24 protein-coding genes are annotated in these 18,928 nt (G+C 39.7%); 20 read left to right on the forward strand and 4 right to left on the reverse strand.

The features are described 5' to 3' along the window. Window positions 1-7: 7 nt before the first annotated feature. From ABS301_RS22715 to ABS301_RS22750, 8 genes are all read left to right on the forward strand, one after another. Complete coding sequence (locus tag ABS301_RS22715) at window positions 8-2,224, forward strand: alpha-galactosidase (protein ID WP_349674354.1); 2,217 nt, start codon at window positions 8-10, stop codon at window positions 2,222-2,224. Between the two features lie 177 nt (window positions 2,225-2,401). Further along, window positions 2,402-3,082, forward strand: coding sequence for a helix-turn-helix transcriptional regulator (locus tag ABS301_RS22720; RefSeq protein ID WP_349674355.1), 681 nt, complete (start codon window positions 2,402-2,404; stop codon window positions 3,080-3,082). 204 nt (window positions 3,083-3,286) lie between these two features. After that, window positions 3,287-4,486: a dicarboxylate/amino acid:cation symporter gene (locus ABS301_RS22725; protein ID WP_349674356.1), complete on the forward strand. Its 1,200-nt coding sequence runs from the start codon at window positions 3,287-3,289 to the stop codon at window positions 4,484-4,486. Between the two features lie 29 nt (window positions 4,487-4,515). Beyond that, the gene (gene sdaAB / locus ABS301_RS22730) at window positions 4,516-5,184 is read left to right on the forward strand and encodes an L-serine ammonia-lyase, iron-sulfur-dependent subunit beta (RefSeq protein WP_170822479.1); all 669 of its coding nucleotides are present in this window, start codon (window positions 4,516-4,518) and stop codon (window positions 5,182-5,184) included. An 8-nt stretch (window positions 5,185-5,192) separates the two neighbouring features. Continuing rightward, on the forward strand, window positions 5,193-6,068 hold the full coding sequence (sdaAA, locus tag ABS301_RS22735) for an L-serine ammonia-lyase, iron-sulfur-dependent, subunit alpha (protein ID WP_349674357.1): 876 nt from the start codon (window positions 5,193-5,195) through the stop codon (window positions 6,066-6,068). A gap of 158 nt (window positions 6,069-6,226) precedes the next feature. Then, window positions 6,227-6,685, forward strand: coding sequence for a MarR family winged helix-turn-helix transcriptional regulator (locus ABS301_RS22740; RefSeq protein WP_349674358.1), 459 nt, complete (start codon window positions 6,227-6,229; stop codon window positions 6,683-6,685). An 8-nt stretch (window positions 6,686-6,693) separates the two neighbouring features. Then, window positions 6,694-8,079: an MATE family efflux transporter gene (locus tag ABS301_RS22745; protein WP_349674359.1), complete on the forward strand. Its 1,386-nt coding sequence runs from the start codon at window positions 6,694-6,696 to the stop codon at window positions 8,077-8,079. Window positions 8,080-8,109: 30 nt separating this feature from the next. Continuing rightward, window positions 8,110-8,997 carry an alpha/beta hydrolase fold domain-containing protein gene (locus tag ABS301_RS22750; RefSeq protein ID WP_349674360.1) on the forward strand — a complete coding sequence of 296 codons (888 nt, stop codon included), beginning with the start codon at window positions 8,110-8,112 and terminating at the stop codon, window positions 8,995-8,997. Window positions 8,998-9,070: 73 nt separating this feature from the next. Here ABS301_RS22750 and ABS301_RS22755 read toward each other — a convergent pair whose 3' ends face one another. The 4 genes from ABS301_RS22755 to ABS301_RS22770 form a co-directional block, all read right to left on the reverse strand. Beyond that, window positions 9,071-9,790, reverse strand: a complete 720-nt coding sequence (locus ABS301_RS22755) for an adaptor protein MecA (protein WP_349674361.1) — start codon at window positions 9,788-9,790, stop codon at window positions 9,071-9,073. Between the two features lie 1,061 nt (window positions 9,791-10,851). Next, the gene (locus ABS301_RS22760) at window positions 10,852-11,658 is read right to left on the reverse strand and encodes a VOC family protein (RefSeq protein ID WP_349674362.1); all 807 of its coding nucleotides are present in this window, start codon (window positions 11,656-11,658) and stop codon (window positions 10,852-10,854) included. A gap of 273 nt (window positions 11,659-11,931) precedes the next feature. Beyond that, window positions 11,932-13,053 (reverse strand): site-specific integrase, encoded by a 1,122-nt coding sequence (locus ABS301_RS22765; protein WP_349674363.1) that lies wholly within the window; start codon window positions 13,051-13,053, stop codon window positions 11,932-11,934. Window positions 13,054-13,223: 170 nt separating this feature from the next. Beyond that, window positions 13,224-13,640, reverse strand: coding sequence for a helix-turn-helix domain-containing protein (locus ABS301_RS22770; protein WP_349674364.1), 417 nt, complete (start codon window positions 13,638-13,640; stop codon window positions 13,224-13,226). A gap of 151 nt (window positions 13,641-13,791) precedes the next feature. On the opposite strand from ABS301_RS22770, the gene ABS301_RS22775 reads away from it, so the two are divergent. The 12 genes from ABS301_RS22775 to ABS301_RS22830 all read left to right on the forward strand — a co-directional run bounded on the left by ABS301_RS22775 (window position 13,792) and on the right by ABS301_RS22830 (window position 18,903). Further along, window positions 13,792-13,983, forward strand: a complete 192-nt coding sequence (locus tag ABS301_RS22775) for a helix-turn-helix domain-containing protein (RefSeq protein WP_349674365.1) — start codon at window positions 13,792-13,794, stop codon at window positions 13,981-13,983. Window positions 13,984-14,139: 156 nt separating this feature from the next. Continuing rightward, a complete protein-coding gene (locus ABS301_RS22780; protein ID WP_349674366.1) occupies window positions 14,140-14,325 on the forward strand; it encodes a hypothetical protein in 186 nt (61 codons plus the stop codon). Continuing rightward, window positions 14,322-14,516 (forward strand): DNA-binding protein, encoded by a 195-nt coding sequence (locus ABS301_RS22785; RefSeq protein ID WP_349674367.1) that lies wholly within the window; start codon window positions 14,322-14,324, stop codon window positions 14,514-14,516. The genes ABS301_RS22780 and ABS301_RS22785 overlap by 4 nt, the downstream gene beginning before the upstream one ends. Beyond that, window positions 14,506-14,691 (forward strand): hypothetical protein, encoded by a 186-nt coding sequence (locus tag ABS301_RS22790; RefSeq protein WP_349674368.1) that lies wholly within the window; start codon window positions 14,506-14,508, stop codon window positions 14,689-14,691. The genes ABS301_RS22785 and ABS301_RS22790 overlap by 11 nt, the downstream gene beginning before the upstream one ends. Next, window positions 14,688-15,638 carry a phage replisome organizer N-terminal domain-containing protein gene (locus ABS301_RS22795; RefSeq protein WP_349674369.1) on the forward strand — a complete coding sequence of 317 codons (951 nt, stop codon included), beginning with the start codon at window positions 14,688-14,690 and terminating at the stop codon, window positions 15,636-15,638. Before ABS301_RS22790 ends, ABS301_RS22795 begins: the two co-directional genes overlap by 4 nt. Window positions 15,639-15,645: 7 nt before the next feature. Further along, complete coding sequence (locus tag ABS301_RS22800; RefSeq protein WP_349674370.1) at window positions 15,646-15,900, forward strand: hypothetical protein; 255 nt, start codon at window positions 15,646-15,648, stop codon at window positions 15,898-15,900. 131 nt (window positions 15,901-16,031) lie between these two features. Next, on the forward strand, window positions 16,032-16,514 hold the full coding sequence (locus ABS301_RS22805; protein WP_349674371.1) for a hypothetical protein: 483 nt from the start codon (window positions 16,032-16,034) through the stop codon (window positions 16,512-16,514). Then, the gene (locus ABS301_RS22810; RefSeq protein ID WP_349674372.1) at window positions 16,511-16,735 is read left to right on the forward strand and encodes a hypothetical protein; all 225 of its coding nucleotides are present in this window, start codon (window positions 16,511-16,513) and stop codon (window positions 16,733-16,735) included. Before ABS301_RS22805 ends, ABS301_RS22810 begins: the two co-directional genes overlap by 4 nt. Further along, on the forward strand, window positions 16,732-16,932 hold the full coding sequence (locus tag ABS301_RS22815; protein WP_349674373.1) for a hypothetical protein: 201 nt from the start codon (window positions 16,732-16,734) through the stop codon (window positions 16,930-16,932). The genes ABS301_RS22810 and ABS301_RS22815 overlap by 4 nt, the downstream gene beginning before the upstream one ends. Further along, window positions 16,925-17,329, forward strand: a complete 405-nt coding sequence (locus ABS301_RS22820) for a hypothetical protein (RefSeq protein ID WP_349674374.1) — start codon at window positions 16,925-16,927, stop codon at window positions 17,327-17,329. The genes ABS301_RS22815 and ABS301_RS22820 overlap by 8 nt, the downstream gene beginning before the upstream one ends. A gap of 155 nt (window positions 17,330-17,484) precedes the next feature. Next, entirely contained in the window at window positions 17,485-17,628 is a 144-nt protein-coding gene (locus ABS301_RS22825; protein WP_349674375.1) for a hypothetical protein, read from the forward strand. A gap of 156 nt (window positions 17,629-17,784) precedes the next feature. Further along, on the forward strand, window positions 17,785-18,903 hold the full coding sequence (locus ABS301_RS22830; protein ID WP_349674376.1) for an FRG domain-containing protein: 1,119 nt from the start codon (window positions 17,785-17,787) through the stop codon (window positions 18,901-18,903). Window positions 18,904-18,928 lie beyond the last annotated feature (25 nt).

Raw genomic sequence — 18,928 nt, forward strand, 5'->3', positions numbered from 1 at the left:
TTACACTATGCCAATCATTTATCATCAACAAGCAAAAGAGTTTCATCTGTATAACCAGTCTGTCAGTTATATCATTCAGATTATGGGAAACGGCCAGCTGGGCAATCTGTATTATGGGAAACGAATCAGGGACCGTGAGTCTTTTGAGTATCTCTTCGAAACAGGTGAGCGTCCCCATGCTGCAATCAGCTGCCCTTATCCCGTCAATTTATGCCTGCAGTATACAAAGCAGGAATATCCGGTATATGGAACCGGAGATTACCGGTACGGTGCGTACAGTGTAAGACAGGAGAACGGCAGCAGGACTACAAACTTTACTTATGCTGACCATAACATTTGCAATGGCAAACCTTCCATTGAACCTCTTCCCGCTACCTATACGGAAGATGATTCAGAAGCATGCACGTTAACAATCAGGCTTCATGATGATCTTATTGATACAGATCTGATCCTCACTTATACCATATATGAAAAACGTCCGGTGATTACAAGAAATGTCTGTTTTACACATAACGGAACAGAGGAAATTGTGCTGTTACATGCCATGAGTGCAGCGGTTGATTTACCGGAATCAAACTATGATATGATTCATTTGTCTGGTGCCTGGTCCAGGGAACGGTATGTAAAGCGGCGGCCGCTGGAACAGGGGATTCAGTCTGTCTACAGTATGCGGGGGATCAGCAGCGCGGAACATAATCCCTTTCTGGCACTGGCGGAAAAAAACGCCACAGAAGGAAGCGGGACTGTTTACGGATTCAGTCTGGTTTACAGCGGAAGCTTTCTTGCCCAGGCAGAGGTCTGCTCCCATGATACAACCAGGGTTTTAATGGGAATTCACCCGGATACCTTTGAATGGCCTTTAAAAACCGGGGAATCATTTCAGACACCGGAGCTTGTTATGGTATACAGTGATCGGGGACTGTCTTACATGAGTCAGATATACCACAGGCTTTACAGAACAAGACTTGCCAGAGGATACTGGAGAGACCGGGAGCGGCCTGTGCTTTTAAATAACTGGGAAGCTACCTATATGGATTTTGATGAAGAGAAGATTCTTTCCATTGCAGGAAAAGCAAAGGAAACGGGAGTGGAGCTGTTCGTGCTTGATGACGGCTGGTTTGGCGACCGCAGTGACGATGACCGCAGTCTGGGGGACTGGTATGTCAATAAGGAGAAGCTGCCGGGAGGAATATCCGGGTTATCAGAGAAGATCGAAGCCATGGGGCTTAAGTTTGGTTTATGGATCGAACCGGAGATGGTCAATAAAAACAGCAGATTCTATGAGACACACCCAGACTGGATTATATCCGCCCCGGGGCGTTATGAAACACCCAGCAGGCAGCAGCATGTGCTGGACTTTTCCAGAAGTGAAATCGTAGATTCTGTTTACCAGATGTTAAAAGATGTGATAGAAGGCGCAAAAATATCTTATATTAAATGGGATATGAACCGTTATATTACAGAATGCTTTTCACGGGGCGGGGGTAAGGAGGAGCAGGGAATGGTGATGCATAAATACATTCTTGGAGTTTATGATCTTTACAGCCGCTTAATTCATGATTTCCCACAGATTTTGTTTGAGTCCTGTGCCAGCGGAGGAGCCAGATTTGATCCCGGAATGCTTTATTATGCGCCTCAGGCGTGGTGCAGTGACAATACAGATGCGATTGACCGGTTGAAAATTCAGTATGGAACCAGCATGGTCTACCCTGTATCCAGTATTGGAGCTCATATATCAGCCGTTCCAAATCATCAGATTCACCGGAATACGCCTTTGAAAACCAGGGGAAATGCAGCATTCTTTGGAGCCTTTGGATATGAACTTGATTTAAATCATTTAAGTGAGGAAGAAGTGCAGCTGGTAAAAGAGCAGATTGATATTTATAAAAAGAATCGGAAACTTTTGCACCAGGGCACATTTTACCGGCTGAAAAGTCCGTTTGAGGGAAATGATACTGCTTGGATGGTAGTATCTGAGGACCAGAAACAGGCGATTGCCGCTTATTATCAGACCTTAAATCCTGCCAATGCAGGATGGCTTAGATTAAAATTTGCCGGACTTGGTGAAGATGTGCTTTATCAAGTAACTGTTGAAGGCGATACAGGGGAGTATTACGGAAGTGAGCTGATGCACGCGGGACTTCCCATAAACAGAAACCGTTTCTTTAAGGAAACAGGCGATTTTGCTTCTCTTCTTTTCTTTTTGAATGAAAAAATGATATGAGTAAAAAAATATTTACATGTAAAGTCCGGATCTCAGTGATTCGGACTTTATTAATGTAATAATTTACATTATTTTATCTGGAATCTGGTGATAATGTTGAAAAATATTTTAGCGCATGCTATAATTCTATAAAAATTATGGGTGTTTCCTCATATAGCTGAAAAGAGGAGGGTTTCAATGAAGGATTATAATGTGCATTTGACGTTGATTGATCGGATTATACTTGATTCCTATAAGGTTTTACTGGAAGGGCTGGCGGATTATCTGGGCAGTGGTTACGAGATGGTGTTACACAGTCTGGAAGATACGGAGCATTCGGTAATAAAAATCATTAATGGCCATCATACCGGGCGGGCAGAGGGTATGCCTATTACGGATCTGGCACTCCAGATGCTGGAACAAATTAAAAAAGAAGGTGAAAAGGGTTACATTTCTTATTTTACAAAGAATAAGAAGGGAGAGCCTTTAAAATCAACCACGATTGTTGTAAGGGGAGAGGAAAGCCGGATTATCGGTCTTCTTTGCATTAATTTTTATTTAAATACTAATTTTTCGGAGATTCTTTCCGGCTTCATACCTGACATTACATCCCGTGCCCAGGTAAAGACTGAGACATTTGCCAGTAATCTGGATGAACTGATTTACAGTAAGGTTTCGGAGGTACGCAACGAAGTGATGGAGGACGACCAGATTCTGCCATCTCTTAAAAATAAAGAGATTATTAATATACTGTGCCAGCAGGGAGTCTTTACTTTAAAGGATGCGGTGGTCAAAGTTGCGGAGTATCTGGACATTTCTAAAAATACCGTTTATATGCATATTAGAAATGCCGGAGTTGTTACGGATAAAGAAAAATGAGTAAATTTTAATTTGGGAATCATAAAATTAGTGAAATGTTCTGCATTGTTTGTTAAAATAAACAAAAAATAATGCAGGGCATTTTATTTTTTGCTGTATCACACAAAAATATTGCATTTATTAAATTTTTATGATAAAATAAATTACACTGATACGAAGAGAAGTAAAAAATATTTTATTCACTAATGAAAGGGAGGTATTGAAATGGAAAAAAGTAAAAAGAAACTTGGACTTGTACCCAAACTAATCATTGCCATCATAATCGGAATTCTGTTGGGACTGTATTCTCCAAGCTTTGTCATCTCCATTTTAATTACAGCAGCAGATTTATTTAAACAGTTTTTAATGTTTATCATTCCACTGATGGTTGTTGCGTTTGTAACCATGGGTATTGCTGATTTGTCACAGGGGGCAGGTAAGCTGTTAGCATTTACAGCGGGAATATCCTATACATCTACCCTGATTGCAGGAAGCGCTGCATATTTTGTAGCCAGCAGCTTTTTCCCAACCTTTGTTAATGAGGAAGTGGTTTCCAAAGTTGCCGCTGCAAGTGACAGGGTCATAGAAGGGTATTTCTCCCTGGCCATCACTCCTCTGCTGGAGACTACGGCTGCAGTAGTATTGGCATTCGTTCTGGGTGTATCAATCAGTACCATGAGAGGAAAGGAAATTGGGGATACGCTTTATAATGTATTTAAAGATTTATCTGAAATTATTACCAAGGTATTAAACCGTATCATTATCCCGCTGCTTCCCATGTATATCTGCGGAACTTTCGCAAAAATGACTTATCAGGGAACTACATTTGCAATTATGTCCGTACTTTGGAAGGTATTCCTTGTTGTTATAATTTTGCATCTTCTTTACCTTTTAATTGCATTTACATTTGCAGGAACTGTAACAAAACGCAATCCTATTACCATGATGAAGAATCAGATTCCAGGATATTTAACGGCTATCGGTACCCAGTCTTCAGCTGCTACCATTCCGGTTAATATTAAATGTGCGGAAAGCAACGGAATTTCCGAGGAAATCCGTAATTTCGTAGTTCCGTTATGTGCCAACATTCATATGGCAGGTTCCATGATTACCATTACCTGCTGCGTGACAGCCACTTTATTAATATACGGAATGCCTCATGGTTTCCTTACACTGTTTCCATTTATCTGCGTTCTGGGAGTTGCTTTAGTTGCATCTCCGGGAGCTCCGGGCGGATCTATCTTTACTGCCACTCCATTTTTCCCAATTGTTGGAATTCCGGCAGTGGGAGATATTGCCAGCCTTTTACAGGCAATGTATATTGCACAGGACAGCTTTGGAACTGCCTGCAATGTATCCGGTGATAATGCAATCAGTGCGCTGGTAGAATCTTACTACCGCAAATACATTAAAAAAGAAAAATAGAACCACACGCTTTGAAAGGAGCAATTAATATGCCGTCAATCAGTATATTTGATGTGATCGGTCCCAATATGGTAGGACCGTCAAGCTCCCACACGGCTGGAGCCGTAGCCATCGCACTTCTGGTAAAAAAATTGTTTCCCGGCACTGTGAAAGAGGTTGAATTCGTACTATACGGTTCCTTTGCCAGGACTTACAAGGGGCACGGTACAGACCGTGCCCTGCTGGGTGGAATGCTGGGATTTGAGACTCACGATTTGAGAATTAAGAATTCGTTTCAACTGGCAGAAGAACAGGGACTTATTTATTCCTTTGTTACCAATGAAAAAGAAACGGAAGTTCATCCAAATACCGTAGAGATTCATTTAACTGGCACAGATGGGGCTTTCATGTCCGTAAGAGGAGTTTCTATCGGCGGCGGTAAGGTAAAAATTGTTAAAATCAATGGCGTCGATGTTGATTTTACAGGAGAGTACTCCACTCTGGTAATCCGGCATTTGGACTATCCCGGAATGGTGGCCTATATCGCTACCTGCTTAAGTGAAAGAAATGTTAACATTGCATTTATGCGTTTGTACCGGGAAAAGAAGGGGGCTACTGCCTATTCTGTAGTGGAATCAGATGAAGAGATTCCCCAGGAGCTGCTTGAAAAACTGCGGGAACATGAAAAAGTTGAAGATGTAATGCTGATTCAGGTTTAGGAGGAGCTATGGATTTTATTTCAGGACAAGAATTACTGCAATTGTGCGAAGAGAATGGCTGCCCGATTTCCGATATTATGATTCAACGTGAAATCAGTGAATATGGCGCCTCTTCGGAAGAAATAATGGGGCGGATGAAGGAAGCTTATCGAATCATGAAAGAAGCCTGCCATAAGCCGTTAGACGAACCGGTTCCCTCCATTGGAGGTCTTATCGGGGGAGAGGCAAAAAAGGTAAGGGACAGAAGACGTCAGGGGAAATCCATATGCGGAAGTATGCTTTCCAAAGCAATTACTTATTCTCTGGCGGTTCTTGAGGTGAATGCTTCCATGGGGTTGATCGTGGCAGCGCCCACAGCTGGAAGCTCCGGAGTCCTTCCGGGCCTGTTGCTTGCATTGGAGGAGGAGTTTTCCCTTGATGATGAGCAGATCATATCCGGTCTTTTTACAGCAAGTGCCATCGGGTACCTGATTATGAGGAACGCTACCGTAGCAGGTGCTCAGGCTGGCTGTCAGGCCGAGGTGGGTGCAGCCTCTGCCATGGCAGCTGCAGCTGCTGCCGAAATTATGGGCGGAACACCCCGGCAATGTATGGATGCAGCCTCCGCAGCACTTGTTAATTTACTTGGCTTAGTCTGTGATCCGGTAGCAGGACTGGTGGAATGCCCATGTCAGAGCCGTAATGTAATCGGTGCTTCCAATGCCCTGGTCTGTGCGGAAATGGCTCTGGCCGGAATCCGGCAGCTGATACCATTTGACCAGATGGTGGATACCATGATGACTGTTGGACGTTCTATTCCATTTGAATTAAGAGAAACTGCACTGGGAGGGTGTGCAGCAACAGAAGCTGCCTGCGCCAAAACCTGCCAGATCTTTAAAAATTAAGAGAAATATTATAAGAGAAAAGGGTTGGTCTTTAAGACTGATCCTTTTCTCATTTCCAATTTTTATCTGCCTAAATAAAATAGTTGCGAATGCAACTATTTTGTGATATGCTGTTTTTGAATTATTGCTTTTGTATGTACGTGTTTAAACACCAGGAGGTGAATAAATTGGATAAACACAGAGATATCGGGAAATATATTTCCATCCTCCAAAGGCTGAATAATATGTTTTACGCTAACCGATTATCTTCTTTTCAGATAGGCTGTGGACAACAGTTTTTTTTATTGCAGATTTTTAATCATCCGGGCATGAATCTTCATGAACTGGCATTAAACGGAAATTATGATAAGGCGACAGCCACCCGGGCAGTAAAAAAGCTGGAAGAAGAGGGCTATGTGCGGACGGAAACGGAAGAAGAGGACAAGCGGATACGAAGAATCTATTTAACTGACCGGGCGAAACCGGTTGTAGAAAAGACCCAGGAGTGTGTAGATGAATGGGCAGAAATAATTTTAAAAGGACTTACAGGCGCAGAGCGCAAAGAAGCAGAGCGGCTGCTCGTCCGTATGGCAGATAATGCACATCACTTTAATAGCAGGCAAAAAGGAAAGGAATGACATAATTTATGGAACACAACAAGATAAATCAGGGGGGAAATCCCCTGGGCTATAAACCAATCGGACATCTGCTGATGCAGTTTGCTCTTCCTGCGATAATCGCCATGCTGGTAAACTCAGTCTATAACATCGTAGATCAGATATTTATTGGACAGGGAATCGGTTATTTGGGAAATGCTGCGACTACCATTTCATTTCCCATTGTCACTATCATTTTAGCAGTTTCAACACTCCTTGGAGCAGGAGGAAGTGCTTATGCCGCCATTAAGCTTGGTGAAAAGAAGGAAGAAGAAGCAGAAAGAACCCTTGGTACTGTAACGGTTCTTACCCTGGCAGCGAGTGCTGTTGTAGTAGCTGCTGGTTTTATATTTTTGGATCCCATGTTAAGGCTTTTTGGCGCAACGGATAATACCATGATTTATGCCAGAGAGTATACTTCCATTATGTTAATAGGTACTCCGTTTAATATGCTTGGGGTGGTATTAAGCAATATGGCAAGAACTGATGGCAGTCCGTCTGTCGCTATGTATGCCATGCTGGCCGGCGCATTTTTAAATACAATTCTGGATCCTGTTTATATTTTTGTTTTCCACTGGGGTGTTACAGGAGCAGCCATTGCAACCATTACATCCCAGATCATTTCAGCGGTTGTTTTAGTCATGTATTTTGTGAAAAAAGGCAAAAACATGCGCTATCGCAAAAGCATCCTGCGTGTTGATCCGGAAATATGCCGCCTGGTGCTCCCACTTGGAATCTCCAGCGGTATTACTCAGATTGCATCAACCATTTTGCAGGTTGTCATGAATAATTCTCTGGTGTATTATGGTAATCAGACCGCTGTAGGTGGCGATGTGGCGCTTAGTGCCATGGGTATTGTCAATAAGATCGGTATGATTTTAGTCTCCATCTGTCTTGGAATCGGAATTGGATCCCAGCCTATCTTTGGGTTTAATAAAGGTGCAAACCAGCCAAAGAGGGTGAGAAAAACATTTTTGGTTGCTGCAGCATCGGCAACCAGCGTGGCAGTGTTAGGCTGGCTGGTCTGTCAGCTGTTCCCGGGAGCCATTTTAAGTCTGTTCGGCACTGAGGATCCTCAGTTTAACCTGTTTGCTGAACGGTGCTTAAGGATATATATGCTTGGAATATTTGCAGCGGGCTTTCAGGTTGTCAGCACAAGCTATTTCCAGTCAACGGGACAGCCTTTAAAAGCATCTATTTTGTCCATGCTTCGCCAGCTTTTATTATTAATACCGCTGATTTTAATTCTGCCTCTTCGTTTTGGTCTTTCTGGAATTTTGTATGCAGGGCCTGCCGCAGATATCATTTCAGCAATAGTGGTCAGTCAGTTTATCATTCATGAGTTAAGGAAATTAAACAAAGCCTGTAAGGCTTGATAAGTTTTAAGGGGAAGGAGAACGACAGCCGTGAGCCTGAAAATACAAATGACAAAATTTTTAGCAGGATTTGGTAATGCAGAAAAAAAGATGGAAGCGGAGCTTATGGCTCCGAAACGGGGCGGCAATGTCATTGACCGGGATCATTATAATAAGAAGATCCGGGTGAAGGAGTGGAGTGTAGATGGCTTTGGGGGAGTCACGATCAACGGCAGCTATACCAGCCAAAAGCACATATTAATGCTGCCGGGCGGTGCATATTCCCTGGAACCTTCCAGCCGTTATCTGGAGCTTTCAGAATATTTTGCTCTATCCCATCAGTTGAAGGTCACCATTCCCTTCTGTCCTCTGTCACCGGAATATACAGCTTTAGAAGTGCACCAATATCTGCTTCATGTTTACAGCCGCCTTATTAAGGAGTATAGGGAAGATCAATTCTTTTTTTGGGGAGATTTTTCAGGAGGCGGTTTGGCACTTTCCTTTTTACAGGAGCTTCGGGATAATAAGAATTTACCCCTTCCGGTTAAAACTGCGGTAATTTCGCCGTGGTTAGATATCACTCTGGATAATCCCCTGATTAAGATAGCTAAAAAGGCAGATGTTCTCCTTCCGGTAGAAACGCTAAGACAAACGGGAATCCGTTACCGGGGCTCCCTGGCCACCGATCACCCTTTTGTTTCTCCTATCTATGGAAACTGGGACAATCTGGGTGAAATTCTGATATTTTCCGGAACGGAAGATATTATGACTCCGGATTGTGATTTGCTTGCAGAAAAGGCGGGTAGTTTAAAAGGAACAGAACTGATTTATAAAAAAGGAGCTGGCATGTTCCATAATTGGATATTAATACCCTGCAGGGAGACAGATGCTACATTAGATTTAATTGCTTCTTATTTTCTGGATCAGGGAGAAATTTAAAAATGAGGTTCGACCCATGGCGGGCCGAACCTCATTTTGGCATGTGATGAAGTACTATGAACAAAGGAACGGATTAAAGTTGTGCAAGTGACTGAAGGGCATTCCCCTCAACCAGGACCTCGTAATGTTCCTTGTAGTACGCTTCGGAGGCGTAATCCTGATGGATCTTGGATCCGTACTCTGCAAGAAGATTGCATACCCGGCTGAAGTCCAGAGACTTCTCAGGTGTGTTACGTATTACCAGATAATACTGTCTGGTATTTGGTTTTTTATATAAAGTATTCCTGCCATCATAAACCTGTCCGATGATCTTTGCAGCATCAGAAATTTGATCCAGACTCTGAAAACAGTAGATTCTCACTGAGGAAGCGGTTGATTGCTCTTTGGGTTTTTCTTCTTCCGGCTCTTCTTTTTTGTCTATTCCCAACAGATTTAACAGACCATCAGCGCCTTCTAAAAGCTCACTGGCCAGATCTGCAGGCATGGAATCCAAATCCTCGTCTGTTGTTGGTGAAAATTTTGCAAACCTTGTATCTAATTCTTCCGGATCATCAATTTTAGTGATTACTAACATCACGCTTTCGTTGGATAACGGAATTGCTTCTACCATGAGAGGAATGTCTTCAGCTTCAAATCCCACTTCGTTAGAGGCTTTTTGAATCATCTCGCGGAACAGGTTGCGGGCTTTTTCACTGCCGTAGGCAAGTTCGCCTAAATTAAGGTTTCGGACGCTTAAATCAAAGCTGGTAAGCGTACAACGGATCTGATTTTCATTGATACGTTCTATCTTCATAGGATCACTTCCTGTTCTTTTTAAAATGGTGAATATTTTTTACATACTTCCTCAACATAACTATACTATATATTATAGCAAAAAGGCAATTACTATGTGAAAAAATTTATATAAATTTAAGGTTTATATGCAAAAATACGGGTATCCTATGTAATCTATGGGATTTTCCGGTTTTATTTTTTGTATGATACGAATATAATACTATTTCCTGTAATATCTCTGCAACTTCGATATATAAGTTAGGGTATAAATGGCCCTATACGTCGTTGACCATGTCTTTCGTATCACCGGTCCGTTCCGCAATAAGATGCGGAGAAATCCCCTTATCTGTGAGCATGGCTACGTGGCTGTGACAAATATCATGGATTCATATAAATTTAACTCCGGTGGTTTTACATATAGTGACCATCTGATATCCAAACCATTCAGAATTGAAAAGGAAAAGTCAATTAACAGGTTTTCGCACTTGGAAGCCGAATGGCTTTGTTTGTAGAGCACATTGCAACTTTGTCAAGAGATGCCGGAGGATAGTATATGAACCTCTTAAGAATAAAAGACCTGATGCCAGGGAAAGCAATTGCACCTTGAAGTGGAATATGTTACCATAGTGATATAAACAATCGTGTCACTGCAAGGACGTTGGCCTTCTATTTTTACAGAGATAGGAGGTGGTGCGGATGAAATATGAATTTAAAGACCTTATGGCCTTTGGCTCATTCATTTTAGCATTGCTTACCTTTATTTTCTATAATTGTAAGTAGCGTTTTTCTATAAAGTCCTGGAAACAGGCATAGAAAAACCACCCTTGTAAAACATTGGCGTGTTGTGCAGGGTGGAGTTTTCTATCATACATAATATGGCCAACCCCTTGTAATGGGGCGGTTGTTCCTTTAATACTATTCTAATACATAAGTACTTTATTTGCAAGTAAAGTGTTATCACTTTGATACTAAAATGATACTACTGCAAATAGGCATATTTTAGGAAATAAAACTATGTTTTGGGCTGCAAATTCGAAAACGTATATTATATGCAGAAAGATCCCGTTTTTAATCATAAGTTTAAACAATCTGACTTTCGGTAAAGAGGATAAACGGCGTAGTGGCTGCTGATTGTTCTCGATTTTCACCTTGATGGTTACGGGTCAGAATGATATAGTCAATTCCATCTTTTTTATTTTCAGCCAGATGGATAGAAGCCCTTTGGATTGGAAACAAACAGCTACGGCCATTTTTCCCCAGCGTTACGGAAGGCTTAATTCCAAGAAGCAGGGTATATTCCTCGTAAGTTTTGCTCCATTCACTGGTTGAGATCGTGATTTCATGGATTGAGGCGGCTCCGTTGGCATGAGAGGTATCTTGTTCTTCAATGATTGGAGATGGATGATATTCGCTCATCAAAAAGGGCAGATGAATGCTGTCTGGACAACAGAGTGTCCATTTGAGTTTAATTCCATGATGTTCAGTCCTGGACTTTGGGCGTAGTTTCGATAATTTCAGTCCATTTTTAAGAAGCCTATCTATATTTTCCTGATACTGAGTACCGGGAACAGAATCCAAAGCATAATCTCTTAATCCCTCCTGTCCTGGCAGGTAACGTGCAAGACGGCTGGAATAAGACGGGTTCCATAATCCTATTATTTTAACCATGAATTTAAGAAGTGGGTTAACAACTCTTCCGTGATTCGTGGAGAACAGTTCCAGAAAGGAGCCATCATTTAAATAAATCAAAGCATTATGTATCTTACCAGGAACACCTCCCGGTACAATTTGAAACCCCATATCTTGATATTGTCTGATGGCTGTTTCAAGATTTGTGACTTGAATTAACACATGTCCGATTCTAAATGGGATATTTTTATTTTTCACAAATAAGACCTCCTGATTTGTAATGCGGGTTAGATGAAACTAACTAAAAAATATCACTTCTTTTGCTGGTTGTCAATTAGAAAACATTTTCCGATGCTTACTTTTTCGATTTTAATAAATGGAAAAGAAAATGTAAAAAAATTATAAAATGGTTGAAAATAAAGGAATATTATATTACAATAATTCCCAAGAGATGATATTGAACAGGCACAAGGAGGTGATTTTAGTAAGCACCGTTCTGTTTGGAAAATATCAGAAAAGCCTAGAATGCCTTTAAATAAGGGATTTTGATGGCTTATTTTTTTGCTTTGGCACTATTTTGGTACTATTATTCAATTCTTCTAATTTGTCCACCAGGGCGGAATGCTCGTTCGGGAATAGGTGGCCGTAAACATTATTTACCATGTCAACAGAGTCCCCTATTCGTTCAGCAATTAGAATTGGTTTGGAATCCAGATTAATTAAGAGTGATACATGGCTATGTCTTAAGTCATGAACCCGGATGCGCTTAACTCCGGCCAGTGCGCAGTATGCCCTTAATTTCCTGCCCAAAATTACTTTGGTATATTGAAATGCCCTGTCTTTTTCGTCTGGCTTATAGTGTCTTTGTTTGTATCGCATAAGCCTATCACACAAAAATGGAGGGATGGGAACCTTTCTTACGCTGCGCCGTGTTTTGGGAGTGGTTATAATATCGTCTGATCCAAAACGGTGATATGTTTTAGTTATGCTAATAACACGATTTACAAGATCTATATCCGCCCATGTAAGAGCAAGCATTTCCCCAACTCGCATACCTGTGTAGTATAGGACCGTGAACGCTTGGTTCAATCCTGGATCGTCAACAGCGTTTATAAATTTATCAAATTCTTCTTTTGTCCAGAATGACATTTCTTTTCCGTTGTCAGAGCTTCCAATAGATCCGGCTTTTTTGCAAGGGCTTGCTTTCAGGCCATAATAGGTGACTGCATAATTAAATATACACCTCAGTTGTTTATCCATAGCACGAAGGTAAATGGGGCTAAAGGGATTGTCTTTTTCGTCTCTGTGAGATAGTACCTCATTTTGCCAAGTTCTTATAACCTGCGGCGTTATCTTATCCATAGGGATATCTCCGAAGAATGGCATTAATTTGTTGATAACAATATTTTGTTTACAAATGATTGTGGATTGTTTTAAACGATTTTCCATATCTTCAAAGTATATTTCAGTGAAATCTTTAAATGTCATTGAAAGACTGGAACTGTTTTGTGATAAAAAAGATCTTTCCCATTCTTTGGCATCTCTCTGGAGCTTAAAGCCCCTCTTTTTCTTCTGCTGCCTTTTTCCTGCATAATCCGTATAGTAAAATTTGCAATAATACGTACCCCGTACCTCGTCTTTATAAACTGGCATAATATCATTCCTTTCATATTCGAACACCTGTTTTTGGGTGCATTTAAGAAAAGGCTGTGATATAATGACTTTGTTTAGAGATTCATTTTATCAGCCTTTGGTTGATGAGTGACATTTATTTAAAAGCTCTGGGAGTTCGCAGCTCCTGGTGCTTTTTTTAGTACAAAAACTTATTTATTCTTTTTTAAATATTCAGGTATTTTAGTAAGGTCATAAGCATATTTTACAACTTTCTCTTGGTTAATCTCATTTAATAAATGAACATAGTCTAAAAGCTCTTCATCTAGTCTTTTTTGCGCTTCTTCTTTCGACAATATTAACATTTCATTTTGCTCATCAATTGAAATAGTAAAATCTGCTATAAAATCTTCCGTTGAATATTGGCTCCAATCTGCTAAATCGTATAACTCAACACTTAATGCTTTCGCAATGCGTCGAAGAGTATCAATTTTAGGATTTCTATCACCTCTTTCGTATTGCCCAATCATTACTTCTGACATGTCCAATAAATCACCAAGTTCTTTTTGAGTTAAATTCTTTTCTTTCCTAAATTTTCTTATGTTATCACCAATTAAAGATTTCTCCATTTTATCACCTCAGTGTTAGTGTAGCATATATTAGATAAAAACAAAAGCAAATGTTTCTAAAAACTAATTGACAAAAGCAAATGTTTTTGGTAATATCAGAATAACAAAAGCAAATGTTTTTGTCAAGCTAATATGAAGGGAGGAATCTAAAATGAGAATAGATCGTAAGAAACTGGTGATTGCTATGATGGATAGAGATATTAATGCGAATCAGCTTGCAGAGCTTACGGGGCTTTCTAGGGCTACAATAAGCGGTATAAGGTGTGGTAAATCTTGCGCTAAAGACACCTTGGTTCGTATATGCAAGGCTTTAAAATTGGATGCAGAAGAAATTATAGAATAACGCACCGGGCCGGGGCATGGAATGGGTAGAAATAGCACTCATAGAAAATCACATCAACCAAGGGAATTCTCCCAGGTTCTCAGTTCTGAGAAGTATATGCCGTTCTGGCTTAGAAGAAAAAAGTTGCGATATCGCAACAGAAAAAGGAGTTTCATTATGACAGCAGCGGAGGTAATACGGTATTTAGCACTGGTAGATCGCAGAATGTTTATTATAGAGCATTCGGGCATAAGTTGGCGGCCAGAGTATGAGCCGGAGTTAGAAAGTATTGATCAGGAACTGGCTAAGTTGCGAAAAGTAATTGATGCAGAGCACGCAAAAAGAAAGGAGATAGTACATTGAGTAAATTAATGATTAATGCCGCCGAAGTAGCGGAAATTATGGACTGTTCAGAGCGTCACGGCTATAAGCTGATCCAGGAAATGAACGGGGAGCTTAAGGCCAAGGGATTCATAATCAGAGCAGGAAGAGTCCCACGGAAGTACTTCTTTGAAAGAGTTGGATTAGAGGAGGTAGAAATATATGAAGGATAGGTATTATCAAGTGACCATATTATGTGGGCCGAAACATGATGTTGATGATATTTTTAACCCTAAAGTCTTCCCAAGTACATACGAAGAGGCTATACAGATTATGCAACCATGGGTGAAGCAAGGATGGGATGTAATTGTTACAACTAGACTGCGTGATGATGGAGACAAAGAATGAGAAGTGAATCAAATGGGCGTCTCTGGTGGCTGCAGTTACAATTTGCATTTTTTCAAGATAAGAAGGTCAGGGCATTAAGAAGGAAATTTGGTGACCTTGCTTTGATTATCTATCAAAAGATGATGCTTAAAAGTCTTGAAAACAATTGCTATATGAAATTTGAAGGGCTAGAAGATACTTTTGAAGAGGAGATAGCTATAGATATTTCTGAAGATGAAGCGGAAAAAACAGAACTGATCAAGAAGGTTATGAATTTTCTAATTGGCCATGAGTTAATGATTGAACAGGAAGAAGGTAGCTTTTTCTTTCCTCAGGCCGCAAAAATGAGCGGCAGTGAAGGCAGTTCTGCGGAACGAATGAGACGAAAAAGAGAACGAGAAAAGGCAACGTCACAATGTGATGTAAGCATGTCAAATAGTGACGATATAATAACAAGAACAAAAACAGATACAGATTTACATCTAAAGTCAAATAAAAGTAAGACTTTAGATGTAAAATCTAAAACAGAAACAGAACAGACTGTTTTTGATTCTGTTGACCGACAAGCGGCTTCGGCTGCGGCAAAGGCCGAGCCGCCCGCCGGTGATTTGTTTTCGGCTAAGCAGTTAGAGGTTATAGTCACCAAGAATAAAGTAAACCTTACCCAGGAGGGAATTAAAGAATTTTACGACCAAATGCAAGATGATAGATGGACGCTTTATAGCAAGCCTATTGAGAGAAAAACCATACTCAGGGCGTTGAGGGCTTACGCAAAACATCATCCTGAGTATGCACCAGAATCAGAGGAAGAAGTAGAACCAAAACACTACCCAAAAGAGATAGATTCAGAAATTCTTTTAGAAGAAAAAAGGGAGAAACAGAGGGCAGAACAGGAAGAGACTCAGCGTATTCTTTCTGATCCAGTAGCGTTTGAACAATGGATAAATAAAGAGTTCGGAGAGGAATGACCTAAAAATGAACAGTGGTGCATATTTCGAAATGGAAAGGGAAATCTGTAAAATCATTAGAAAACACCTGAATGATGACCAGATTGAAGAGAACTACCAGAATGCTTGTAATAAATATTTTCCAGACGGTGGTTGCAATTTGGATACAATGGGCTTAGTGGTCCATGAGTGTCGCAAAGTGGCATTAAGCGAAATACCACAAGAGGAGTTCACTCCTCAACAACTGCTATTTATTCGTAAAGCGTGGAAATTGAATGTATAGTCCTCTAAAAAAATAAAAAGGCCCCACAGGAAGCACCACCTTCCCCGCAAGGCCATAGCAGCCGGAGCCGCTACATAAACACACAGGTTTATAGTAGCATACTTTCCCGGCAGAAGGAAAGAGGTAATTTTATGTATTATCCTAATTTGGTAGAAATAATTACATATCATCCTTACCATGTTTCTACATTTGCTAATTTTGCGGAGGTAACCGGAGAATTATTGCAGGAAGTATTAAAGGGGCAGGAAGAATTATTGCTAGGAGAAATTTACAATATTTCTAAGTATGCAGGACTTTCTATGTCAGTGCTGATGTGCCCTAAATTAATTATGCTTGATTTTTGCAGATATAGACACCGGACAATGATTAATGAGTTGTTAGAGAGAGCCAGATATATACAACGTTGCCAAGAAAACGGCAGCCATGCTGCAGATGTTTTTATGAAATATGATGTCGGGTATATAGCTGATCTTAGGCGTTCGTTCATAGATGATAAAGCAACCTATGGTCAGTATATTGGAGCCAGAGAGCTAGTGAATCATTGCCTATCATTTATTAGTAGCGAGAAGCGTGTTAAGAGGACAAGAACAGTGAAGGAGAGGGCTACAGTATGAAATATGAGCAATTCATTAAAGAAATCACTCCGTCAGTAAATGAGATTATTTGTGAATGTCTGAAAATGACTGACGAAGGGTACCAGGAGTACAAAGAAGATATAATGACTGGCGTTGTCGAAACCAATGCTCCTTACATATTAAGGCTTTTCCAAGTCATATTTGACACCATAGATAAACATAGAAATTCAGATAATGGGAAGGAGAAGAAAATATCATGATTACTAAAAATGCAATTAAAAAGGCAGAAGGTGTGGAAGTGCCTAGTCGCTTTTCAATTTCAGTAAGCCAGATCGTAGAACTTCATCACCATTACTCTGATAGCCTTAGATTCGGAGATTCTCTTTTTCGTTTGGGATATATGCAGGGAATGAAGGCTACACAGGCAGAAATGCAGAAAGGAAAGCAATATGCATAAAATAGTCTTGGTTCCGGTTGAGCAGTATAAGCGCATGATAGAAAGTTATGATAATGCCACGGAGGAGTTGCAGGAGTTAAGAGAGCAGCTTAAGGCAACCGCTATTCAGAATGAGATAGAAAAGGCATTACACAATATAATAAATGATAGCGATCGTCAGGTTTTGTGTGCGATCATGGATAGAGGATATGGCATTATGGTTGCAATTTGTGTAGCTTTTCGATATGGGATCATGCAGGGAAAACGGGCGGAAAGAGACAGAAAGAAGAAGTCAGAGAGATTTAATCAGGATTCAGATGTGACCCAGGAACTCAAATTGTATGAGGTCATGGACAGGCACAACTGTGATCGGGACGTTGCGGAGCTTCTTCTCCGGGATCAGGAGAAAGAAGATTAACCCGGTGTGCTGCCAATACTACCGGTAGCGGAGTTGCGATATCGCAACAGGAAGAGAGGAATCATGAATGTTTTCTTATACAGGCTTACTATTTGCTCAATGGCCATTAATTGTCTACTGGCGGCGGCTTTCGGCTATTTGGTGAGGTAATAGCTATGGTAAAGATTAAAGTATCTTATGAGCAACCGGAGGAGCTTAAGCGGATATTGGACAGGCTCCGGCCAGAGGTTAAAAGTCTGAAGGTTGCCAGGAATCAGGAAGGGCAGTTTAAAAAAGCATATATTGAAGTGAAAGAATGAGAGGGAGCACCTGGGAAACTGGGTGCTTTTCTGTGTTGTATATATTTTTAATTATTGTAAAGTTATTTAAAATTATTCTATTATACTCTATAATAAAATAAATACAAATGTCTCTTTGAAATATTATAGTCAACTCTGAGACTGAAAGGATTACCAATGGCTGATAATAAAGAATATACTATTCATTCACTAAACGGGTATATAGAATTGATAAAGAATGAAAAATTGGTAGATTATTATTTTAGAGGGGAAAATAAAAAATATAATTCAATATCTTCATCTTTATTACGTCGTGATACAAATAAGTTACTTAAGAATGGATATGACTTTTATGAAAAAATAATTAATAATTATTATTCGGAAATAGCAACAAATGTAAGCGATTTTGAAAGAAAAAATTTTATTGCATTTAGTCAACACCATGGTTTGGCTACAAATTTAATTGATATAACCACTTCACCGTTAGTGGCATTATTTTTTGCTTGTGATGGTTCGGATGATTTATTAAGTAAAGATTCTGGTTATATCTATCTATTTAATATTAATAATACAATTGATATATCTAAAGAAATTGTTGATAACTTTATGCCGGTTGGTAATTGTTATAATTTTCTTGAAAAGTTTATTACAAATATCGATACAGAAAAACTATTTAAAAAAATATTTAAAAATACGTTAAGCAACTTTAGCTTTTATCAATATAGGGATTCTTTAATAGAAGAATGTAGTAAATTAAATAATACATTAGCACGAGAAGTCTTAATATTTTTTAATGAATATATGAAGACTTGTGAAAATATGATAAATATGGAAGCAAATGATATTGACATTTGTAACAAAAACTTAATGGACATAATACAAATGCATGGAGTAAAAGTTACAACTGATTGGAAAGAAGAGTCAGTTCTTGTTTTAATCTATCTAAGCTTATTAAAGGAATTTTTAATCACGCTATGCAGTCCATACATTGCCGAAGAATGCAATGTAAGGTTACCATTAATGCCAAATTTAATATATAAAACGCCTTACAAATTTGATAGAATCCGGAATCAAGAAGGTTTATTTATCTATCAGTTATTTTTAGCCTATTCGATTGTAGATGATGGGGAAGGGCCTACAAATTTGTTGAGACAAAATATTTCTCCTGATGTTACTATTAAAGTTGAAAACCAAAAAGAAATATTAAGTGAGTTAGATTTTATTGGCATAAATCGTAAGTTCGTTTATGGTGATTATGATAACATTGCTTATTATATTAATAACAAGTACTTTTAAAAGATATATTTTGGAAGGATTACCT

The organism is Lacrimispora sp., assembly GCF_031982545.1.
Taxonomy (GTDB): Bacteria; Bacillota; Clostridia; order Lachnospirales; family Lachnospiraceae; genus Lacrimispora.